This window comes from Streptomyces sp. NBC_01116 (assembly GCF_041435495.1).
Classification (GTDB): Bacteria; Actinomycetota; Actinomycetes; order Streptomycetales; family Streptomycetaceae; genus Streptomyces.
In genome coordinates this window covers 6878220-6900219 of sequence record NZ_CP108644.1, presented here as the reverse complement: position 1 = coordinate 6900219, position 22000 = coordinate 6878220, and the positions used below count along the sequence as shown (strand labels likewise).

Below are 22000 nucleotides of genomic sequence, written 5' to 3'. Positions count from 1 at the left end.
ACGTACTTCAGCCGTGCCCCGCGATGCGCAGGAACGCGGCCCACTCCTCGGCCCCGACGGCGAAGGTCGGCCCTTCGGCCCGCTTGGAGTCCCGCACGTGGACGGCATCGACGGTAGCGGCGACCTCGACGCAGTCCCCAGCGCTGCCCGCGCTGTAACTGCTCTTGACCCAGACCAGTTCACCTGCGGAAACCCGCGTGTTCATTGCTCTCCCACCAGGGGCCCGCCTCGCCCGCCGCCTGGCCACCCACCGGCTGCACGTCTGGGCACACCGCTACGGCTCGGAGACGAACGACGCCGTCGCCCTGGTGGTCGCCGAGCTGGCGGCGAACTCCGTCACGCACGGGGCGGTGCGCGGGCGGGGCGCGCTGTTGCGTCTGAGCCGCGAGCGGGACGGCCTGATCCGGGTGGAGGTCAGCGACACCCGGGGCGAGCGCCTGCCCGCCCCGGCCGCCCCCGACGCCACCGCCGTGGCCGGCCGGGGTCTCATGATCGTCGCGGCGCTCGCCGAGGACTGGCGGTGCGGCCCCGCGAGGGCGCGCCCGGCAAGACTGTATGGGCCTGTCTCCGCCCTTCCAGAGCCCCTGGCTGATGCGCTCCGCCGTCCCGATCCGGGCTCCTCCACCCGGGTGAGCTGGCAGGATAGAAGTCACGCCCGGCCGTGGTGGTGCGGCAGCGCGGGGCGAGGACGCTGTGGGGAGCTGGAACTGCTGATGGCCATGGGCAACGGGACCGTACTGAGGGACGTTCTCGACATCAAGGAGGACGCCCACGCCGGCGACTTCAAGATCGAGCTGTCGCAGGGCTTCTCCGGGAAGTCGGCCGGCTCCATCGCCGAGTACGTGGTCACCCCGCAGCTGGCGAAGGAGTTCGACAAGGCGTTGCGGCTGGTCCGCGACGCCCTGCGGAAGAACACCTCGTACGCCGCCTACCTGCACGGATCCTTCGGCGCCGGTAAGAGTCACTTCCTCACGGTGCTGCACGCCGTGCTCAACGGAGACCCGGCCGCCCAGACCAAGGAGCGCCTCGGCGATGTGGTGACCGGGCACCAGGACTGGCTGCGGGACAAGAAATTCCTGATGGTGCCCTTCCACCTGGTCGGCTACCCCAGCCTGGAGGGGGCGCTGCTCGGCGGCTATGCCGACGCCGTGCGCAAGCTGCACCCCGACGAGGCCACCCCCCTGGTCTTCCGGGCCGACTCGCTGCTCGCCGACGCCCGTAACCTGCGCGCCTCCATCGGGGACGAGGCGTTCCTCCGGCTGCTCCCCGCGCCCAGGTCGCAGAAGGCCCCCGTGCCGCCCGCCGCCCCGGCCGACGGGGACGACACCCCCGAGCTGCGGCCGATCGGCGCCGCCCCCGCCCAGGGCTGGACGGCCGCCGCACTCGACGCCGCACTCGACGCCCCCGCCGGCGACCCGGGCCGTGACCAGCTGGTCACCGCACTGTTCGACGGCCCGATGAAGTCGTACGCGGGCAGCACCGGCGGCGAGGAGGGGGCGTACATCCCGCTGGACGACGGGCTGAGCGAGATCAGCAAGCACGCCAAGGGCCTCGGCTACCAGGGGGTGGTGCTGTTCCTGGACGAGCTGGTGCTGTGGCTGCAGGCCAAGATGTCCGACCGCACCTTCATCAACGAGCAGATCCAGAAGACCGTCAAGCTGATCGAGACCACCAACCCCGACCGGCCGGTGCCGATCATCTCCTTCGTCTCCCGGCAGCGTGACCTCTCCCAGCTCGTCGGCAAGGACGTTCTCGGCTCCGACGTGGAGAACCTCAACCAGGCCCTGAAGTACCTCGAAGAACGCTTCGAGGTGATCAATCTGGAGGACCGCAACCTCCCGGAGATCATCAAGGAGCGGGTCCTGAAGCCGCGCGCCGGCCAGGAGGCGGTCCTCGACGCCGCGTTCGCCGGTATCGACCGGACCAGCCAGATCGTGAAGGACGTGCTTCTCGACGGGGACGGCGCCACCGGCTCGCGCTGGGAGGACTTTCGGTCGGTGTACCCGCTCTCCCCGGCCCTGCTCAACGTGCTGGTCGCCCTGTCCGGGGCGCTCCAGCGCGAGCGCTCAGGGCTGAAGCTGGTGCAGCAGCTCATGGAACTCAATGCCGACACCGAGCTCGGCAGCCTGATCCCGCTCGGCGACCTGTGGGACGTGCTGATCCACGGCACCGGCACCGCCTTCACCGACAAGCTGAACCAGGAGTCGGAGTCCGCGATGCGGTTCCACGCCAAGGCCCGGGCGCACCTGCTGGAGAAGTACGGCTCTCCGGACAGCACCGATTTCCGGGCCGACGAACGCTTCGTCAAGACCCTGCTGCTCGCCGCGCTCGCCCCCGAGGTACCCGCTCTGCGCCAGCTCACCGGCACCCGGCTCGCCGCGCTCAACCACGGCTCGGTCCGCTCCCGGACCGTCCCGGTCGGCGAGCGGGTGCGGGAGCGGATGAAGGCCCTGCAGCTGGAGTTCCCCGCCGAGCTGCGCGCCGAGGGCGGGGACGACCCGGTCTTCTCCATCCACCTGTCCGACCTCGACGTCGAGCCGATCCTGGACGCCGTGGCCGGCGAGGACAAAACCGGAGTCCGCCAGACCTGGGCACGGGAGCGGATGCGGCAGGAACTGGGACTCGGCAAGGGCCCGGAGCAGTTCCTCGACACCAAGAAGATCGTCTGGCGTGGTTCCGAGCGCACCGTGGAATTCTTCTTCGGATCGGTCCACTCCCCCGTCAGCATCACCGATGAACAGTTCACCGCCTCCGAACAGGGCCGCATCAGGATCGTCTTCGACTACCCCTTCGACGAGAGCCTCCGCCGCTCGCCCGACGACGCCTACCACCGGGTCCAGGGCCTGATCAACAGCGGCCACGAGGCTCCCGTCCTGGTCTGGCTGAGCGATTACCTCTCCGAGCAGCGCAAGGCTCAGCTGGGGCGGCTGATGCGGATCAACTTCCTGCTCGAGCGCGACCGGCTCTCCGAGTACACCCGCAACTTCCTGCCCGAGGAGCGGACCAAGGCCCGCAACCAGCTGGAGCGGGCCCGGGAGACGCTCACCGAGACCCTGGCCGGCGCACTGAGCGAGGTCTACGGCCTCACTCAGGCCAAGGAGGGAACCGTCGGCGCGGAGGTGACCGACGGCCGGCACCTCCTGTCCCTGCAGCCCGAGCACCCGCGCCCGCAGCCCCCGGCGAGCAGGCAGTTCCCGCAGGCGGTCGCCCAGCTCGCCGACGGACTGTTCTCGGCGATGTACGACAAGCACCCGGACTTCGGTCCCGGCACCGGCTCCGTACCCAAGGCGGTCAGTCAGAGCGAGCTGACCACCGCCCTGAAGTGGATCACCCTGGCGCTCGGCGAGAGCGACACTCGCATCGAGGTCGACTCCAAGGACCTGCGGGCCGTCAAGCGGGTCGTGGAGCCCCTGGACCTCGGCACCGTCCACGAGGGGCCGTTGCTCCTGAAGCGGGAGTGGTGGACCCGCATCAACCAGGTCGCCTCCCTCAACGGCCAGAAGGACGCCACCGAGCTGACCGCCGAGGACATCCGCCGCTGGATCACCCGTCCCGCCGAGGACAAGGGACTGGGGTACCGCGGCCTCGACAAGCAGATCACCAATCTGCTGATCGCCGTCTACGCCCTGCTCGACAACCGCACCTGGGAGAAGTACGGAGCCGTCGAGGCGGCCCCCGCACTGGACGAAATCGGGCCCGGGTGGGCGCTGCGTGCCAAGGAGATGCCCGGCGAGGAGGAGTACGCGGCGGCCCGGACCCGGGCCGGACGGCTGTTCGGCGTCCCCGCCAAGCCCGCCCTGTTCGCCCGCAACGTCCACGAGCTGGCCGCCGACGTCCACGCCAAGGCCTCCGCATACGAGAAGAGCGTGGGAGACGTCCGGTCCGTCCTCAAGCGCCACGCCTCACTCCTCGGCCTCGACACAACGGAGCAGGCCCCGCGCACCGAGGACTTGCACACCGCCGCCGCGCTCCTGGCCCGGCTCGTCCGGCACGGCGACGACCCCACCGCCCTCGTCCGCGAACTGGCCGCCCTGTCGTACGAGACACCGGACCGCGATCTCTCACACACTATGGACAGCGCCGCGGAGCTCGCCGCGGCCCTGGACAGCACCGACTGGGCGCTCCTCGAACGTGTGCGCAAGCTCAGCGCACGGGACGACACCGTGGGCGACCGGGCCCAGCGGTTCCTGGACCGCATCACGGAGGCCGCCCGGGCCACGGAGCTGGAGCGGTCCCTGATTCCCGTGCTCAAGGAGGTCCGCGAGAGCGCCCACGCACTGATGGACGCGGCCCTCCAGCTGGAACCGCCTGCCTCCGCACCCGGCCCGCAGCCGCCGGTGGACGCCGAGCAGGTCACCCTGTCCCAGCACGGCATCCCGCCGGTGCCCTCGAAGCTGCCCGACCCCGGCCCCTCCCAGCAGCTCCGCATCCCGCCGGCCGACGAGCGCTCCGGTGACGACAGCAGGCCGGAAGACCGTCTTCCGGCCGCCCCGCACGTCGTGGACGCCGGCCCCTCCGGAGCCGCTGAGCTCCCCCGGAAGCTGACCGCCGTACGGGAGGAGATCGAGGCCTACCGTGCCGCGCACCCGGACGCGGCGGTGCGGATCGTCTGGCAGGTTGTCGGCGACGGCACCGTACAGACGGGGGAGGGCGAACAGGGATGAGCACCACCCGTCCCGTCGCCGGCCGCCGGGCCGTCGAGGTACTCCTGGAGACCGAGCTCGCCCGCGCTCCCGGCTGCCGGCTCGTCCTGGTCGACGCCGTCTGGGACAGCGCGGACAAGGACACGGAGTTCACCGTGCGGGTCGGGACCGGGCACCGCCGGGTCCTCGTCACCGACCAGGACTCCCCGCTCGGCATCGCCGACGCCTGGAACCGCCACCTCGCACAGGCTGAGGACGGTACCGGTGACGACAGTGTCCTCGTCGTCACCGGTACCGTCCCGCCCGACCAGCTCGGCTGGGACCTGCGCGCCCACGCGCCGCACCGGCGGCCGCTGCCTGTGAACCGGACCGAGATCGTCGCCCAGATCTTCGGGGCGGCCGACCTCGACCCCCGGATGCTCGGCGAGCACTGGCTGCTCGACGCCCTCCTGGCGGCCGAACCCCTCGACGGCTGGCCCCGCACCAGTGGCGTCCTCACCCGCGACCGGGCCGTACGCGCCCTGCTCGCGGCCCGGCTCGGCCTCGGCGACACCGAGGCCGACACCCTGGACCTGGACGCCGACACCCTCTTCTCCTGGACCCGCGGCGCCTCGGGCCCCGCACGATTCGCCGCGCTGTCCGAGGACGAGCGGCGCGGTCTCGGCGAATGGCTCGGCCGGGCTGCCGGAGAAGCGGCCCCCATCCTCCTCACCCTGGCCGCCGAAGGACGGGGCGCCGACGCCCTGCCGCTCGGCGCACTGGCCTCCGCCGCCCTCGCCTCGTCCCGGTCCGAAGCTGCTGTCTTCGCCCTCGGCTCGCTCTTCGGCAGCGCGCTCACCGCCTTCGACCGGCTGAAGCCCTTCGCGGAAGCAGCCACCGGGGTCCTCACCCGCTGGACCGCGCAAGCGGAAGGCGGCGGGGCCCAGGCCGACCAGGCCCGGCACCGGCTCCTCGGCGTCCTCGAACGCGCCGACCGACTGGCCGCCGGAGCCCGGCTCGACACCCTGATCACCTCGGACCGCCTGCTGCCCTCCGGCTACCGCGGCCGGCTGCGCTCCCTGGCCACCGCCCTCACCGAGGGTGCGCACGCCGGAAGCGGCGATGCGGCCGGAGACGCCGAATCAGCACTGAACGACCTCGCCGCGCACCAACTGGCCGCCGTGTACGGCCACTCGACCGAGACCGCACACACCGCGGTCCGCCTGCTGCGCCGACTCGCCGTGCCAATGCCCGCCCTCTCCCACGTCGGCCAGGCCGTACAGGAACATCTCGCCGACACCGGCTGGGTCGACCTGGCCGTCGGCATCCTCGCCGAGGGCGACGAATCACCCGACCCGGTCATCGGCGAGGCCTACCGGCGGCTCATAAGAGCCGTACGGGAGCGCCGGTCCGCCATCGACGAGGCGTTCGCCGCGCTGCTCGCCCGCTGGACCGAGAACGCAGCCCAGCAGGCCGACGGGGGCGCCCTGCTCATCGAGGACGTGCTAGCCCGGGCCGCGGCCCCGTTGGCCCGCGACGGCGGCCGGCCGCTGATCGTCGTACTCGACGGAATGAGCGCGGACGTCGCCGTCCGGCTCGCCGGCGAGCTGGACCGGCGGGTATGGACCGAAATCGTCCCCTCCCCCGGCAGGGGTGCCCTCCCCGCCCGGCAGGCGGCGGTCTCGATGCTGCCCTCCATCACCCGGGTCAGCCGGGCCTCCCTGCTGTGCGGGCGGGCCTCCGAAGGCGGGCAGGACGCGGAGCGCTCGGGGTTCGCCGCCTTCTGGCGCAAGCGCCACCGGGAGGGCCGGCTCTTCCATAAGGGCAGCTTCGAAGGCGCGGCCGGGCACCGCCTCGCCCCCGAGTTCATCGAGGCGCTCGCCTCGGACGAGGTGGTCGCGGTCGTGGTCAACACCATCGACGACGCACTGTCCAGAGGCCGGGAGGGCACCAGTGGACGCTGGGGACTGCGTGACATCGGCAAACTGCCCGACCTGCTGAACGCGGCCCGCGACCACGGTCGCCCCGTCCTCCTGGTCTCCGACCACGGACATGTCATCGACCGTACCGACCGCGGGAACCTGCCCCTCCAGGTCACCGGCGTCAAGGGAACCCGCTGGCGTACCGGCACCCCCCAGGACGGGGAGGTGTCGCTGAGCGGGCCACGCGTCCGGACCGACAGCGGCCGCGCGACCCTGGCCTGGCGCGACGACATCCGCTACACCGCACGGCAGGCGGGCTACCACGGCGGCGCCTCACTCGCCGAGGTCACCGTCCCCGTCACCACCCTGATCCCGGCCGAAGGAGCCGTGCCGTCGGGATGGGTCCTGCTGCCCTCCGAGGCGACCGAACCCGGATGGTGGAACTCCTCCTCGGGGGCGGGTACCGCGCCGTGGCACACCCGGACCACGGATGCCGCGGCCTTGGCTAGGACCCCGGACCCAGGACCGGAGAAGACCGACAGCCCAGCGAATGCCGCCGGACGACAGAAAGCCGAGCGGATTCCTGCCACGGCTGCCTCCGGCTCCCCTGTTCCGGTCGCACTCCGGGCCGTCGACGTGGACGCCGCTCCCCGCCCGCTCCCCCGGACAAGCCTGGGCGAGCACGTCGTGCGCAGCCTCCCGTACAAGGCGCAGAAGGAGTTCGTACGTCTGGCTCCCGGTGAGAAAGCCGTCGCGGCCGTCCTCGACGCGCTGCTCGCGGCCGGCGGGAAGCTCTCGCCGGGTGCAGTCGCCGCGGCCGCCCAGGCCGCCACCGGCAAGTCCCAGCGCAACCCAGAGCGCTTCGCCACCGTCCTGGAGCGGCTGCTCAACATCGACGGCTACCCCGTGCTCCGGCTCATCGAGTCCGGCCGCACCGTCCAGCTCGACAAGGCCCTGCTCCAGGAGCAGTTCCTGGAAGGCGGCCCCGCATGACCCGGCCGACACCCGACATCAGCACCGCGCGGCGCCAGGACGTCCTCGACGCACTGCGGCGCGGCACCGTGCCCCAGGCGGGACTCGGCCTGTTCGCCGTCGGCCTGACCCGCTTCGAGGCGGCGCTCGACGACAACCTGAACACGGTCACCCGCGGCGGCTCCGCCTTCCACGCCCTGCGCGGCGAGTACGGCTCGGGCAAGACCTTCTTCGCCCGCTGGCTCGCCGAGAACGCCAAGCGGCGCGGGCTCGCCGTCAGCGAGGTGCAGATCTCCGAGACCGAGACCCCTCTGCACCGTCTGGAGACCGTCTACCGCAAGCTCACCGAACGCCTCACCACGGCCACCCACCAACCCTCCGCGCTGCGGGCGGTGATCGACTCATGGCTGTACGCCCTGGAGGAGGAGGCCCTCGCGTCCGGTGAGATCGAGGACGACGACGAGGGCGGCCTCGCGGCCGCGGTGGACGAGCTCCTGGAACTCCGGCTCGCCGCCGTCGCCCGCACCACCCCGGCCTTCTCCGCCGCACTGCGCGGCTACCACCGGGCCGTGGCCTCGGGGGACGGGCCGCAGGCCGAAGCGCTCATCGCCTGGCTCGGCGGACAGAAATCCGTGGCCGCCGCCGCCAAACGCGCCGCCGGAATCCGCGGCGACCTCGACCACTTCGGCGCCCTGGGATTCCTCCAGGGGCTGTTGACCGTCCTGCGCGACTGCGGGCATCCGGGCCTGCTGCTCGTCCTCGACGAAGTGGAGACCCTGCAGCGGGTGCGGGGCGACGTACGGGAGAAATCCCTCAACGCACTGCGCCAACTCCTCGACGAGATCGACAGCGGCCGGTTCCCCGGGCTGTTCCTCGTCATCACCGGTACCCCCGCCTTCTATGACGGGCCGCAGGGCGTCCAGCGCCTCCCCCCACTGGCCCAGCGCCTGGCCACCGACTTCACCACCGACCCCCGCTTCGACTCCCCGCGGGCCGTGCAGCTTCGCCTGCCCGGATTCGACCTGGCCTCGCTCGGCGAACTGGGCCGCAAGGTCCGCGAGATCTACGCGGCCGACGCCCGCCGGCCCGACCGTCTCGCCACCCACGCCGACGACACCTACCTGGAAGAGCTGGCCCGCTCGCTCACCGGATCGCTCGGTGGCAAGGTCGGCATCGCACCACGTCTGTACCTGCGCAAACTCGTCGCCGACGTGCTGGACCGGATCGACGAGTTCGACGACTTCGACCCACGCAAGCACTACGCCCTCACCCTGGACAGCGCCGAACTCACTCCCACGGAACGCAACGCGGCCGGCGCCGACGACATCGAGCTGGAACTGGAACCGTTCGTGGACACCGCTCCCGAGCCGAGTACGGAATCGAAGTCGTCATGACGGTCCCCCCGGCCCCAGCCGACGTCTTCGACCTGCTCGACCCGATCCTCGGACACCACATCGTCAACACCCTCGGCTGGCGCGGGCTCCGCCCGCTGCAGGCGGAAGCCGTCACACCGCTGCTCGCCGGTGAGGACGCCCTCCTGCTCGCCCCCACCGCCGGAGGCAAGACCGAGGCCGCGGTGTTCCCCCTGCTGACGCGGATGAACCAGCAGGGCTGGATGGGCACCGGCGTGCTGTACCTCTGCCCGCTCAAGGCACTCCTGAACAACCTGGCGCCCCGGATCGACGGCTACGCCCAGTGGGTGGGACGCCGAGCCGCCCTCTGGCACGGGGACACCCCCGAGTCCGTACGCCGCCGTATCCGGACCGATTCCCCGGACTTCATACTCACCACACCCGAGTCCCTCGAAGCGATGCTCATCAGCGTCAAGACCGACCACACGCACACGCTGGGCCGGGTGCGCGCCGTCGTCGTCGACGAGGTGCACGCCTTCGCCGGGGACGACCGCGGCTGGCACCTGCTCGCCGTACTCGAACGCCTGGAACGGCTGACCGGCCACCGCATCCAGCGCATCGGTCTTTCCGCCACCGTCGGTAACCCCGACGCCCTGCTCACCTGGCTCCAGGGCGCGAGCCCCACCGGCCGGTCGGGCCAGGTCATCGCCCCGGGTGTCACCCTGCCCGCCGGTGACAACACCTCTGGTTCCGGTGGTCCCCCCCGCCCCGGCGGAGACGTCGAACTCGACTACGTCGGCTCGCTCGCCAATGCCGCCAAGGTGATCTCCGCCCTGCACCGCGGCGAGAAGCGGCTGGTCTTCTGCGACTCCCGCAAACAGGTGGAGGAGCTCGGCGCGGCTCTGCGCGCCCACGAGGTCACCGTCTTCCTCTCCCACGCCTCCCTCTCCACCGACGAACGCGCACGCTCCGAGCAGGCGTTCGCCGAGGCGCGTGACTGCGTCATCGTGTCCACCTCCACCCTGGAACTCGGCATCGACGTCGGCGACCTCGACCGAGTCGTCCAGATCGACTCCCCCGGCACCGTTGCCTCGTTCCTGCAGCGCATCGGCCGCACCGGACGCCGCAGCGGCACCACTCGCAACTGTCTCTTCCTCGCCACCCGGCCCAGCAGCCTGCTCCAAGCCGCCGGCCTGCTCACCCTGTGGTCCCGCGGCTGGGTGGAGGCCGTCACTCCGCCGCCCTCTCCCCGCCACCTCGTCGCCCAGCAACTCCTCGCCATCACCCTGCAGGAGCACCGCATCGGTGACCGGCTGTGGCCCAGGCAGTGGAACGGCCTAGCCCCCTTCGACCGGTCCGCCGCGCCACTCCTCTCGCACCTTGTCTCCGAAGGTTTTCTCGACAACGACGGCGGCATGCTGTTCATCGGCCTCGAAGCCGAGAAGCACTTTGGGCGTCGGCACTTCATGGAACTGACCGCCTCCTTCACCGCGCCTCCCGAGTTCACCGTGCTCGCCGGACGTACCGAGATCGGCACCATCGACCCCGCTGTCCTCACCGAGGAACGACAGGGCTCGCGCAGGCTGCTCCTGGCCGGCCGCAGCTGGCAGGTCACCTTCATCGACTGGGCCCGGCGCCGCGCCTTCGTCGAACCCGTCGAGGACGGCGGCGTCGCCAAATGGCAAGGCAACGAAACCCGGGGTCTGTCGTACGCGCTCACCCGCTCCATGCGTGACGTCCTTCTCGGTACTGATCCCGACGTCCGCCTCACCCGCCGCGCCACTGTGACCCTCGCTGAACTCCGAAGGGACCGCGCACCCCGCGAAGTTCACCCTGCGGGCTCCCTCCTGGTCCGCGACGCGGACGCCGCCCGGTGGTGGACCTGGGCCGGCTACCGCGCCAACGCCACCCTCACCGCCTCCCTCGGCAACCTCGCCGACCCCGTGCAGCGCCCCACCGACACCCACGTCCGGCTCCGCCAGGACCTCTCCCCCGCCGACTGGAAAGCCGCCCGCGCCGAACTCCCCGACTCCCTCACACTGCCCACAGTCGACCCACGGGCCGTCCGCGGCCTGAAGTTCTCGGCAGCCCTCCCACCCCGTATCGCCACCACGACCCTCGCCGAACGCCTCGCCGACCTCGACGGTGCCCTTGCCGCGGCCCGTGAGCCCGTACGACTGGAATGGCACGCCTGACCCGTCACGGACGCCACCGGCCACGGCGATGCCTAGGTCCAGCCGGGACGGGGCGGCGGGGCCCTGAGGATGCGCCGCACGCAGCCAGGTGCGCGGGACAACCGCCGGGCAGGCTACTCTGCTCGGATAAGTCTTCTTGATGATGCCGCCGAGCGCGACGGCTGGCGCTGCTGGGTCGGTGACTAAGCGGTCGACCCCGACGAGTCGGTGAACGACCCTCGCGGGCCCAGCATCGACAGCCGTACCGCCGACCGGGGTCCCTGAACGGCTCACACACCGCGGATGCAACACCCGCAAGGGTGCGCAACCACACGCCAAGTCCGGTCCGAAAGGCGGCCAAGCACTCCTGATGAGCCAGCCGGAATATATGACACCTCATCAGGAAAATCGCCCTGCGAGCGTCAAGATGCCGCCCGTAACGCACATAGCGCACACAATACACATCGGCAAACCCGCAGCTCAGACGCCCTTCGCCGCCAGCTCCAAAATAGCCACGCACTCCACATGATGCGTCATCGGCAGCAGGTCGACGAACTGCTCACGCGCGCGTCACCGACCGCCCCGCCGTTCCGGCCCGTAAGGGCTCCATCCCTTGAGATATGGCTTGAGTTCCTCCGGCGTGGGTTCGCGTGCCTCCGGCATCTTCGGAAGCTCACTCAAGGGGTCGATCGACCTCATGTACGCCCTTGCCCACTCCAACCAGCGCCGGGTCTGGCTCAGAGTCGGCTCGTCCACAACGCCGTGAAGCTCGCCAATACGACGTTCCAAGGCCGTGCAGTACGCGCTGAGGGCTGCAGACTCCTGCCAGCGCCCGGCCTCTTCGCGTAGCGCCTGGGCAAGTTGTTCGCGAACAGCCTGTTCTTTCGCCACCTCCACGGCCGCTCGCCATCGAACTTCGCGTTCCACAATGACCTGCTGCTCGTCCTGCCTGCGCCGAGCGTCTTCTGCCGCTCGTACCTCGATCTCTCCAAGGACCGCGTTCAGGGCCTCTTCGAGCGTCCGGGTCTTCCGATCTCGCCAGCGGCCGGGCCGGTCGGTCAGGCCGTGAGCGAGCTCCACGACGAGACGAGAGGAGCGGTCGGGATCCAAGGACTGCGGGAACTCCTGCCTGACACTGACGGTGTAAGGGAGGCCGTCGATAGCAATCTCCACTCCACCCTCGCGCGGGTGGAAAGACGAGTGGGCCTTCCGTACCTCGTACCCCCGCCGGACCGCCTCAGCCGACAGTCCCTGCAGCAGAAGAAGCGACCTTCGGCGGAGCACAGAAGGCATGACGAGTCGGCGCTCGTCGTCTTTGAGCGCGGTCACGATCGGATGGAGGTTCCCCAACCGCGAGGGAACGGGAACCGGATCCCCGCCTTCCTTCGGCCGTTGACTCCGCGCATTGGGATGCGGGCCATCCGCAAGGAACAGCTCCATCCCCGGTCCACCGTACGGAACCTTCTCAATGCGCTTGCCCGCTGGTTCCAGGCCGTGCCGTTTCGCGTAGTTGACGACGCGCCGCCACTCCGCGACCTCGTCGTCATCAGGGTCGATGATCCGAACGCGGCCCTCGGCGACGAGCCGCTCGATCAGCTCATGAGCTTTCGCCCGCCGCGCCCGCGCGACGGGCCTCTCACTGTAGGGCGTCCGAGGGCTGGCGGGCGCCGCCGGCTCACTGCCATCAGCGACCACAGAGTCGTCGTCGATCATCAGGACCCCACCATCCCGCAAGGTACCGGCCGAGCGCCAGCCACTCGGCATCTAGGCTCCACCGGCAGCGCTAGAAACGAGGCCGTTCGACGAACCCGTACCGCCGTATAGCGCCGAAAGACGCCCGTCAGCAGTGGCAGCCCCCTGGGACTTTTCTGGGACTTCCGGTCCCATCAATCGGCACGAGCGTGAAATAACCGAAAGGTCATTCGCGCAGGTCAGCGACCCTCGGCCATTCATCGCAGCAGGTCACCGTGGCCCCTGGTCTCTTCCGGGACATCTGAAAGCCCGCAAAAATGACCCCGTCGCACCCCTTCTGACCTGCACAAATGCAAGTTGAGGCGGGGTGTGGCGGAGTCCCTGGGACTTTTCTGGGACTTTGGGCCAGGAGCGACGACGTGCACCACGTTCTTCACGTGATGAGTCATCGAAAAGATGCCGGCTTGAGCAGGTCATGGAAAGAGCCAGGTCAGAGGCCATTTCTCGGCTCGTTATCCCGTCTACAGGAGCCCAGAGCGTCAAACGAGCGTCATGACGCACGGCACATCCCCCCTCTCCGGAACGGAACAGGTTCCTACGGCCAAGTGCCCGAGCAGGGCCCATTGGCTCGGCAGGCGCGCTTGTGGGCTATCGGACTGACCGGCTGGCGCACCCGATGAAGTCGGGCCCTCTGCAATCCATCGAGAACGCTAGGGCCTCGGTCTAGTCACTGGAGTCCCGCTGACCTGCGCCGACCCGGATAGGTCGGCAAGAAGTTGCCGGATGTGCTTACGAGTTGGTGCAGACCGCACGCTGCAACACCGCAGTATCTGCAGGTTGAAACGCTGCTTGGTGTGCGTCGAGCTGGAGGAGGAACTTCACGCCGTCCCGACGATCACGTGTGTCATGCGCTGGGCCCCGGCGGAGCTAGCGGCCGGTCTCTCCGACCCGGAGATCATCGAAGCTGCCAAGAGTGACGAACGCTTTTCCATTGTCTTGAACAGCGCCCGCCGCTACACCCGCGAACACAACCCGCCCTCGCCCTGCAGCGCAGCCTGCTGCCCCGAGGCCGCCCCGACCAGAGCGCGGTCGAGATCGCGTACCGCTACCTGTCCGCGCAGGCGGGGGTAGGCGGCGACTGGTTCGACGTGATCCCGCTCTCCGGCGCCCGCGTCGCAATGGTCGTCGGGGACGTCGTCGGCCACGGTCTGCACGCCGCCGCGACCATGGGCCGGCTGTGCACCGCCGTCGACAAATTCTGCTCCCTGGACCTGCCCCCGGACGACCTCCCCACCCACCTCGACAACCTGGTCGCACGTCTCGACCGGGGCGAGGACTGGGCGGTGGAAAACACCCACCAGGACTCCAGCATCATCGGCGCGGCCTGCCTGTACTCCGTCTACGACCCGGCGTCCCGGCACTGCGCCCTCACCCGCGCCGGTCACCCCATGCCCGCGATCGTCGGTCCCGACGGTGACGTGGACTTCGTCGACCTGCCCTCGGGATCGCCGCCCGGCCTCGGCGGCATGCCCTTCGACACGGTCGAGCTGCAACTGGCCGAGGGCAGCCAGCTGGTCCTCTACACCGACGGCCTCGTCGAGGACCGGCACCAGGACATCGACACCGGCCTGGACCAGCTCCGTAGCGTCCTGGCCTGCGCCGGCCGGGCCCTGGAGGACACCTGCGAGGCGGTCCTCGACGCCCTGCTACCCACCCACCTGAGCGAAGACGTGGTTCTCCTCGTCGCCCAGCTCACCGCACGCTGGGGACCCGCTACCTCCAACGGCAAGATCATCTGGACCGAACAGCCACTGCCCTGACGACAGCCGCCCCACCTTGGCGTCCATGACCCAGCCGTGATCCACGGCCCCTGGCCCCGCCTCCAAGGCCCCGCCACCCACGTCGACTCCCCTCCCGCGCGGCAGGCCCGGCGACCGTATGCAGCGGGACCCCCTACGGCCTTGGTTTGCCTTCCCCGCCACGTAGTGACGACACGACCAGGCGCCCGTACCGGGTGGTGAGTACTGCCGCTGTGACGGCGATCGAGAGGGCGAGCGCGATGTACAGGTGTGCCACGGAATGGTCGTCGAGGACCTGCAGGATACCGAGCGCCGTACCGAGAGGCAGGCCGAGAATGGTCAGGACGCCCAGCGCTCCGCTGATTTGCTGGCTCTCCTGCGTCTGCACGAGCCTGCTGTAGTCGGCTGCTTCGGCGAGGATCTCGTTGAATCTCACGGGGAGCCGGTGCTGGTTCTGGAAGGCGAGCAGCAGATCGTTCGCCGTGCCGTGGGCGGTGAGGTGCTGCCGCCAGTAGGTGCTGCGGAAGACCGCAATGCTCCGCTCCAATGCCGAGAGGCGACGTGCCGGCCGGAGTGAGACGAATACCTCGGAGAGCTCGTCGGTAAGCTCGTCGATGTGATCGCGTTGCAAAGCCCCTAGGAGCAGAGCGTCGAGATAGACGGTACGGGAGTGCAGCGCACCGTAGGTGAAGAAGTCACCCTCCCCTGTGTCTGTCCGGTGGCCGAGGAAAGCTGTCCCTTGACGCAGTACCAAGGCGCTCCAGTCCGCCGAGATCCTGACGGTGTCCTTGAGCTGCTCACCAGCGGTCTCCGGCGGCAGAGGGAAGTCCTCTGGAGTGGAGCGTGACGCCAACTGCCACAGCCAACGGTCCGCGGTGGCGGGCAGTTCACCTTCGAGGCTGGCGCGAAGGGCCGGGGTGTGCTGCCCCGCAGGGCTCAGGAAGGCGATGGTGTAGGGCCGAGCGTCGAAGGACGGCGCGTCGGCCGCGCGAAGGTCGGCGACCCCGTCGAGCAGCCGGGCCGGGTCGAACGGTCCGGAAAGCGGTGCGTCGGCTTCACGCGGCAGCCGCCCGGCCAGGGCCCGCACCACGGGCAGCAGGGGCCTTTCCACCGTGAAGTGCAGAACGGCGAGCGCCTGTTGGGGCTTGCGGGCCGTGGCCGCGCGCAGCAGTTCCATTCCGAGCAGACGCATGCCGTCGTGCTTGACGTCGAGCGGCAGGTGCCAGCGGCAGGTTCTTCCCGGCGCCCCGTACAGCGCACGGGCAGAAGCGGGAGTGAAGTACGTCGACCGGATCCGGGCATCGGTTCGGCGGTTGCCCATTTCGAAGGGGAAGGGCCCTTCGGGCCACTCGGGGACGCACGACAGCCGTACAGGCAGCACGACGGTCAGCTCCTGGCGCGCTCCTGTGACGTCGTCGAGCGGCGGAACGGCGGCGGTCATCGGCGGTGCTCGGCAGCGCCGGCGTCCTGGACGATGAAGACAGGACGGGTCATCATCCCGCCCTCGTCGCACTGGGCCGTTGGCTCCTCGCAGCGCTCTCGCGCATCGCCGTGCTCCACGATTCTCCTCGTATGTCCCTCGGTCGTCCCCAGCTGACGCCGGTCCCGCCGCACAGCTACGGCGCAACAGCCGAAACGCAGGGTATCGCGGACCCCTGCGAAGCGGCGGCGAACGGCGTCCCGCCACCGTCGGACGGCATACTCGGATAGCCTCTGCACCGTGCTTTCACGTGAACTCCAGAGCAAGATCGACCGGTTGTGGGACGCTTTCTGGTCGGGCGGTTTGTCGAATCCGCTGGAGATCCTGGAACAGATCACGTACCTGCTGTTCATACGGATGCTCGACGTCCGGCGCACTTCTCAGGAACGGGACGCCGCTGCGGCCGGCGCACCGGTCGACTCCGTGAGTACGCCGCTGCTGAACGAACGGCTACGCTGGTCAAGCCTGTTGGACGAGGCGCCGCAACACATGTTCGCCACGGTCCGCGACGAGATTTTCCCCTTGCTCCGCACCTACGGCAACGAAAACCCGGAGTTCCTCGGGCCCTTCGCTGACGCGCGCTTCAGCATCCCCACACCTGGATTGCTCGCAAAGGTTGTCGACACGCTTGAGGGCGTACCCCTCGACGCGGTGGGCGTCGGCGGCGACGTGTACGAGTACATGCTGGGCAAAGTCGCGAAAGCGGGCCACAACGGGCAATTCTGGACGCCGCGGCACATTGTCCAGCTCATGGTGGAAATGACAGCTCCCCAGCCCGGAGAGGTCATCTGCGACCCCGCATGCGGGGGTGCCGGATTCCTCGTCGCGGCAGCGGAGTACGTCAACCGGAACCGGCCCGAGACGCCGGAGGGGCCAGCCCGGCACGAGCAGGCCGGCGAAACCACGTTCCAGGGATTCGACTTCGACAACACGATGCTGCGAATCGGCTCGATGAACATGTGGCTCCACGGGGTACAGAGCCCAGACATCCGCTATCGCGATTCGCTCGCGCAGAACACGGTCGAGGACAGCGGGCGGTACTCGCTGGTCCTCACCAACCCACCCTTCGCGGGCAGCCTCGACTACGACGCCGCTGCTGACGATCTCCAGAAAGTCATCCAGACGAAGAAGACCGAGTTGCTGTTCGTGGCCCTGGTGCTGCAACTGCTCAAACCCGGCGGGCGGGCGGCGGTCATCGTCCCGGACGGTGTTCTCTTCGGCTCCACCAAGGCCCACAAGGAACTACGAAAAATCCTTGTCGAGAATCACCAAATCGATGCCTTGGTGAAACTTCCCAGTGGTGTGTTCAGGCCCTACGCAGGTGTGTCCACATCGATCCTCTTCCTGACGAAGACCAGCGGCAGGGGCACGGACAGCGTCTGGTTCTACGACGTCACGGCGGACGGGCGGAGTCTTGACGACCGGCGCACACCGCTCCTCTCCCCGAAAAAGCTCGGCCCGACCCCGAGCGAAAGGCTTGATCGGTCCGAGCACGCCAAAAACAACCTCCCTGACGTAGTGAGCCGCTGGCTGCTGCGCCACACGAGCGAACGGGGCCGTAGGCCGAGCGACCAGAGCTTTCTGGTTTCGAAGAAGGAGATCGCCAAGAGTGGCTACAACCTTTCCCTGAACTACTACAGGCAGGCCCACGAGACGAAGGAGCTGGCTCGAGAAAGTGTTCGGCTAGGGGACTTCTCCGAAATCTACGGCGGTTCGGTCGCAGCTAGGGAGACGGGTCCAGCAGCGCCCTCGGGCGACCCGGACGTGCGGAGAAGAGTGTTGCAACCTTCTCTGCTGGCCTCCCAGCTCTGCCCCGTCGATACCCTTCCGGTACGCAAGGACCGGCGCGAGCCCCGGTGGAGGCTACGAGAAGGCGACATAGTCGGCCGCGACCTTGCGAACGTACGGCACTGGACGATTCTCCCCGCGGAATATCAGGGCGTGCAGCCCGGCCAGGGCCTGATCGTCATCAGGCCCCTGGAGAATCCAGTCCCTTCCGAGTATCTCGTCACCTATCTTTCGAGCCCTCAAGCAGAGCAGCAGATTAAGCTTTACAGCGTCATACCTCGCATCAGGCGCGCTGACCTCGCTGATATCCGTGTCCCGATATGTGAAGGAGACTTCGAGGAAGTTCGTACATCCATCGCCCGACTCGCAGAGGGGCAGGTGGAGTCGGAAAAGATCCGGGACCAGCTTCGCGACGCCCGGCTGCGTATCTTCGAGAAGGGGTCGAGCAGTGAGCGTCGCGCGAGACTCGACGAAGCGGCGGAACTGAGTTCGCTGATCGCCCAGAATCTCCGAAAGCAGAGCGAGCCATACAGGATTTTCCAGGAGACGTATCCTTATGGAATTGCTCGGGCGGTGCGGAAGTTCCGGCACAGCACGTCGCCCGCAGAGAAGCATGAGGCTGCCCTCCAATGTGTGGAGTCGCTCATCCTTTCCCTCGGCATCGTCGCCCATGCCATTGCCGCGAACCGGGGGCGACAGGATCTGCCCGAGATCGTTCAGTGGAAGCAGGCCGTGGGAGGCGGTGGTGTGGCACTGGGGCACTGGGTAGCAGTCATTCGAGCCGTAGGAGCAGACGCCAAGGAAATCGGCGATCCCGCGTCCGGGCTGGCTGAGGCCACGACCCAGAAGAAAGGGAAAAAGGGATTGATGGCGGATCTCTCTGCTCTCGTGATCCTGAGGAACAAGATCAGGCACGGTGCGGGGCCGCGGACGCGGGCAGAATTCGACAGGAGCTCGGAAAAACTGGAGCGAATGATGTTCAGCAGTTTGTCCTGGTGTACATTCTTGGCGCGAGCCCGGTGGGTGCACATGGACAGGCTGCGTTGGCTTCCCGAAGTGGGAAAGTTCGAAGTCTCGGGCCTCGTACTCATGGGCGATCACCCTGATTTCGAGCCCATCACTTTCCAAACCGACGTCCCCTTGGCCGATGGCAGTCTCTACATGCTGACGCCCCAGAACGAGCCTATACAGCTCTCACCCTTCTGCCTGCTCGAGGACTGTCCCACCTGCCTGGCGCCCGAACTCTATTACCCGGACCGACTCACCGCCTCCACGGCGCTGCTAAAAAGCCTTGACCGGGGACATGAGCTGGAAAGCGACACCGTATATGCCTCGCTGCGGCCATGGACACAAGCATGAACAAGGTGAAATGGACGGGACTGCTGCGCCCATAGGTGACACCTGACCTGGCTTGCTGAGAGTCGGCCTGGAAGGATGTCTCAGGGCCCAAGCCGTATCCCAAGGAGTTCCGCGAGGACGTCGTGCGGGTCGCGCGTAACCGCGAGCCCGGCGTCACGCTGGAACAGATCGCCGCTGACTTCGGCGTCCACCCGATCACGTTGTCGAAGTGGCTGCGCCGCTCCGAGACCGACGAGGGCGCCAGGCCCGCAATGCCGTCAGGTGAGTCGGCCGAGCTGCGCGTGGCCCGCAAGCGCATCCGTTTGCTGGAGCAGGAGAACGAGGTGCTGCGGAAAGCTGCGGCGTATCTGTCGCAGGCGAACCTGCCGCCAAAATGATGTACCCGCTCGTCCGCGAGCTGGCCGCTGTCCCTGCCCCTCGCCGGGTGCCGGTGGCGGTGACGTGCCGGGTACTCGGGCTGGCCCGCCAGCCCTACTACCGGTGGCTGACCTCTCCGGTCACCAACGCCGAGCTGACCGAGGCATATCGGGCAGGCGCCCTGTTCGACGCTCACCGCGACGATCCTGAGTTCGGTCACCGCTTCCTGGCCGACGAGGCCCGCGCGGGCGGTGAGGCGATGGCCGAGCGGACCGCCTGGCGGATCTGCCGCGACAACCGCTGGTGGAGCGTCTTCGGCAAACGCAAGGGCCGCAGCAGGAATGCCAAGGCCGGACCGCCGGTCCACGACGACCGCGTGCGCCGCAACTTCACCGCCGACGGCCCGAACCGGACGTGGCTCACGGACGTCACCGAGCACGCCACCGGCGAGGGCAAGCTATATCTGTGTGCCGTCAAGGACGTCTACTCCGGCCGCATCGTGGGCTACGCCATCGACGCCCGGATGAAGTCCCGCCTCGCAGTGACCGCCCTGGAGTCCGCCGTCGCCCGTCGCGGGCAGGTCGGCGGATGCATCGTTCATTCCGATCGCGGGTCGCAATTTCGCTCACGGAAATTTGTCGCCGTTCTCGCACGTCACAGCATGATCGGATCGATGGGCAGGGTCGGCGCCGCAGGCGACAACGCGGCCATGGAGAGCTTCTTCGCGCTGCTGCAGAAGAACGTCCTCGACCGCCGCACCTGGGCCACCCGCCAGGAACTACGGATCGCGATCGTCACCTGGATCGAACGCACCTACCACCGCCGCCGGCGCCAGAAACGCCTGGCCCGATTGACCCCCATCGAGTACGAAGCCATGATGACCCCACCCGGAGCCCTTGCTGCATAACCCCGCTGTCACCAACTCATGCAGCAGTCCCGCTCACAGAGTCGTGGCGAGCAGCCCGAGGACGAGGAAGAGCGGCTTGTCGGTGGGGAGCGCTACTATCCAGGATCCTCACGGGACGACGAACGGAGTCAGGGAATGGGCTACGTGAACGAAGCGGCGGTCAAGCGGAAGTTGGGTATCCCGAACTGGCGGAACCTGTCCAAGGACAAGGTGCTCAAGCTCGCAGCAGCCATGCCCGAGATGGCCACCGAGGTGCGGCTCAAGCTCATCGAGCAGTTCCCTGCCTTCAAGGACCTGGGCAAGGCCGACATCGATGCGGTCAAAGAGGCCCACAAGTCCACTATCGCAGCCAATGAGAACAGTCAGAACCACTTCTATAAGGCTTCACAGGACCAGCGGGACGCTGTGCAGGCCGACCTCGGCCGGGACGGCCTCAGCTGGGCGCAACGGGAGGCCCTCCACGACCGCCTCGACCAAAACGTACAGCGGGTAGGCGAGAAGGACAGCGAGAACAAGCAGTTCCTGGGGGCGGGGATGAAGTTGGTGGCAACCGCCGGTGCAGCCGCCCTCGCGCTGAGCGTGGTATACGTCGGCGGCAAGATCGCTGAAGCGAGCGAAAACGGTTCCGAGGAATCCCAGTAGGACAGAGGCTGGTCCCTGGAGTGGACCCCCCGCGGGTCAAGGCTCGCGGGGTGCGATCTGTCTTCTTGGAGAAAATCAGCACCCGGGTCAAAGTGCGGCGGAGTTCGTCAAGGCGACGGGTTTTGCCAACACCATCAGGAGGGCCCCCCGCGCACCAGCGGGTGCTCTTCACCGTCCTGAGGCGGTGATGGTCCGCTCGCAGGATGCTCGTAGGCTTGCATGCCATGACGACGCGGATAGTGGGGGATCAGGTGCTCAATCCGTGGACCCGCACGACCAGGAACGCACCGTACGCGGTCCCCGAAGACCTGCCGCACTTGCAAGCCCTCGCCGATGCCCAAGTCCACCCTTCGCACGCGCCCTACCAGCTCAACCTGACCCTCCCGCCGGAGCCGTTCATCGGCCTCCACGACGCGCCCCTGGTCATGCTGCTGGCCAACCCAGGCGTGAGCGATGCAGACCCGGCTGCCTACGCCCGGCCCGGCGTGACCGAGCGAACGCTGCAACACATCGCGAACGCCGGCGGGACCCCCAACCACTTCCTGACGCACCCTGACAAGGACCATCCTGGACTCCGGTGGTGGTCCCGGGCCCTGAACGGCCTGACGAAGCAGGGGCACAGTCACGACGAACTCGCCCGGCGGATCCTTGCCGTGCAGTTCCATGGCTACCATTCGCAATCGTGGCGGCCGATCCCCTACACACTGCCCTCCCAGTCCTTCGCCTTCCACCTGGTGCGCCGTGCCATGTCCCGTGACGCGGTGATCATCCTCGGGCGCATCGCGGCCATCTGGAAGATCGCCGTGCCAGAGCTGGCGTCGTATCCGAATGTGGCAACGCTGAAGCAAAGCCGGAGGGTGCAGATCAGCCGGGGCAACTTCAGCCCTAACGACTTCGAGCGGATCGAGCAAGCCCTCAAGAGCTGAGCACGCAT

At 68.5% G+C, this 22000-nt stretch carries 11 protein-coding genes and 1 pseudogene; 9 read left to right on the top strand and 3 right to left on the bottom strand.

Features of this window, described 5'->3' with window-relative positions:
• Positions 1-7 precede the first annotated feature (7 nt).
• Positions 8-205 carry a DUF397 domain-containing protein gene (locus OG245_RS30230; RefSeq protein ID WP_371626528.1) on the bottom strand — a complete coding sequence of 66 codons (198 nt, stop codon included), beginning with the start codon at positions 203-205 and terminating at the stop codon, positions 8-10.
• Here OG245_RS30230 and OG245_RS30225 point away from each other — a divergent pair.
• Genes OG245_RS30225 through OG245_RS30210 form a run of 4 tightly spaced genes read left to right on the top strand, consistent with a single transcriptional unit; the run spans position 198 to position 11063 of the window.
• Positions 198-4664, top strand: coding sequence for an ATP-binding protein (locus OG245_RS30225; protein ID WP_371626527.1), 4467 nt, complete (start codon positions 198-200; stop codon positions 4662-4664). The two genes, OG245_RS30230 and OG245_RS30225, sit on opposite strands and share 8 nt — an antisense overlap.
• Positions 4661-7537, top strand: coding sequence for a BREX-2 system phosphatase PglZ (gene pglZ, locus OG245_RS30220; RefSeq protein ID WP_371626526.1), 2877 nt, complete (start codon positions 4661-4663; stop codon positions 7535-7537). The genes OG245_RS30225 and pglZ overlap by 4 nt, the downstream gene beginning before the upstream one ends.
• A complete protein-coding gene (brxD, locus tag OG245_RS30215; RefSeq protein WP_371626525.1) occupies positions 7534-8910 on the top strand; it encodes a BREX system ATP-binding protein BrxD in 1377 nt (458 codons plus the stop codon). The genes pglZ and brxD overlap by 4 nt, the downstream gene beginning before the upstream one ends.
• Complete coding sequence (locus tag OG245_RS30210; RefSeq protein ID WP_371626524.1) at positions 8907-11063, top strand: DEAD/DEAH box helicase; 2157 nt, start codon at positions 8907-8909, stop codon at positions 11061-11063. Before brxD ends, OG245_RS30210 begins: the two co-directional genes overlap by 4 nt.
• Positions 11064-11612: 549 nt before the next feature.
• Here OG245_RS30210 and OG245_RS30205 read toward each other — a convergent pair.
• Positions 11613-12755 (bottom strand): hypothetical protein, encoded by a 1143-nt coding sequence (locus tag OG245_RS30205; protein ID WP_371626523.1) that lies wholly within the window; start codon positions 12753-12755, stop codon positions 11613-11615.
• Positions 12756-13733: 978 nt separating this feature from the next.
• Here OG245_RS30205 and OG245_RS30200 point away from each other — a divergent pair.
• Positions 13734-14494, top strand: a pseudogene (locus tag OG245_RS30200) (PP2C family protein-serine/threonine phosphatase); the annotation flags it as partial.
• A 193-nt stretch (positions 14495-14687) separates the two neighbouring features.
• Here the strand turns inward: OG245_RS30200 and OG245_RS30195 are convergent.
• Entirely contained in the window at positions 14688-15974 is a 1287-nt protein-coding gene (locus tag OG245_RS30195; RefSeq protein WP_371626522.1) for a hypothetical protein, read from the bottom strand.
• A 279-nt stretch (positions 15975-16253) separates the two neighbouring features.
• On the opposite strand from OG245_RS30195, the gene OG245_RS30190 reads away from it, so the two are divergent.
• The 4 genes from OG245_RS30190 to OG245_RS30175 all read left to right on the top strand — a co-directional run bounded on the left by OG245_RS30190 (position 16254) and on the right by OG245_RS30175 (position 21992).
• Positions 16254-19160 carry an N-6 DNA methylase gene (locus OG245_RS30190; RefSeq protein WP_371626521.1) on the top strand — a complete coding sequence of 969 codons (2907 nt, stop codon included), beginning with the start codon at positions 16254-16256 and terminating at the stop codon, positions 19158-19160.
• Between the two features lie 122 nt (positions 19161-19282).
• Positions 19283-20424 (top strand): IS3 family transposase gene (locus tag OG245_RS30185; protein WP_371626520.1). Its coding sequence is split into 2 segments (ribosomal slippage): positions 19283-19528 and positions 19531-20424, totalling 1140 coding nucleotides; the frame shifts between segments, so codons are not numbered across the junction.
• 135 nt (positions 20425-20559) lie between these two features.
• A complete protein-coding gene (locus OG245_RS30180) occupies positions 20560-21066 on the top strand; it encodes a hypothetical protein (RefSeq protein ID WP_371626519.1) in 507 nt (168 codons plus the stop codon).
• 224 nt (positions 21067-21290) lie between these two features.
• On the top strand, positions 21291-21992 hold the full coding sequence (locus tag OG245_RS30175) for a hypothetical protein (RefSeq protein WP_371626518.1): 702 nt from the start codon (positions 21291-21293) through the stop codon (positions 21990-21992).
• The last annotated feature ends 8 nt before the right edge of the window (positions 21993-22000 follow it).

What these genes read in the sequence shown, in the direction of transcription:
- OG245_RS30230 (WP_371626528.1), bottom strand. Translation starts at nt 205, where the DNA reads ATGAACACGCGGGTTTCCGCAGGTGAACTGGTCTGGGTCAAGAGCAGT.
- pglZ (WP_371626526.1), top strand. Translation starts at nt 4,661, where the DNA reads ATGAGCACCACCCGTCCCGTCGCCGGCCGCCGGGCCGTCGAGGTACTC.
- brxD (WP_371626525.1), top strand. Translation starts at nt 7,534, where the DNA reads ATGACCCGGCCGACACCCGACATCAGCACCGCGCGGCGCCAGGACGTC.
- OG245_RS30210 (WP_371626524.1), top strand. Translation starts at nt 8,907, where the DNA reads ATGACGGTCCCCCCGGCCCCAGCCGACGTCTTCGACCTGCTCGACCCG.
- OG245_RS30205 (WP_371626523.1), bottom strand. Translation starts at nt 12,755, where the DNA reads ATGATCGACGACGACTCTGTGGTCGCTGATGGCAGTGAGCCGGCGGCG.
- OG245_RS30195 (WP_371626522.1), bottom strand. Translation starts at nt 15,974, where the DNA reads ATGACCGCCGCCGTTCCGCCGCTCGACGACGTCACAGGAGCGCGCCAG.
- OG245_RS30180 (WP_371626519.1), top strand. Translation starts at nt 20,560, where the DNA reads ATGGGCTACGTGAACGAAGCGGCGGTCAAGCGGAAGTTGGGTATCCCG.
- OG245_RS30175 (WP_371626518.1), top strand. Translation starts at nt 21,291, where the DNA reads ATGACGACGCGGATAGTGGGGGATCAGGTGCTCAATCCGTGGACCCGC.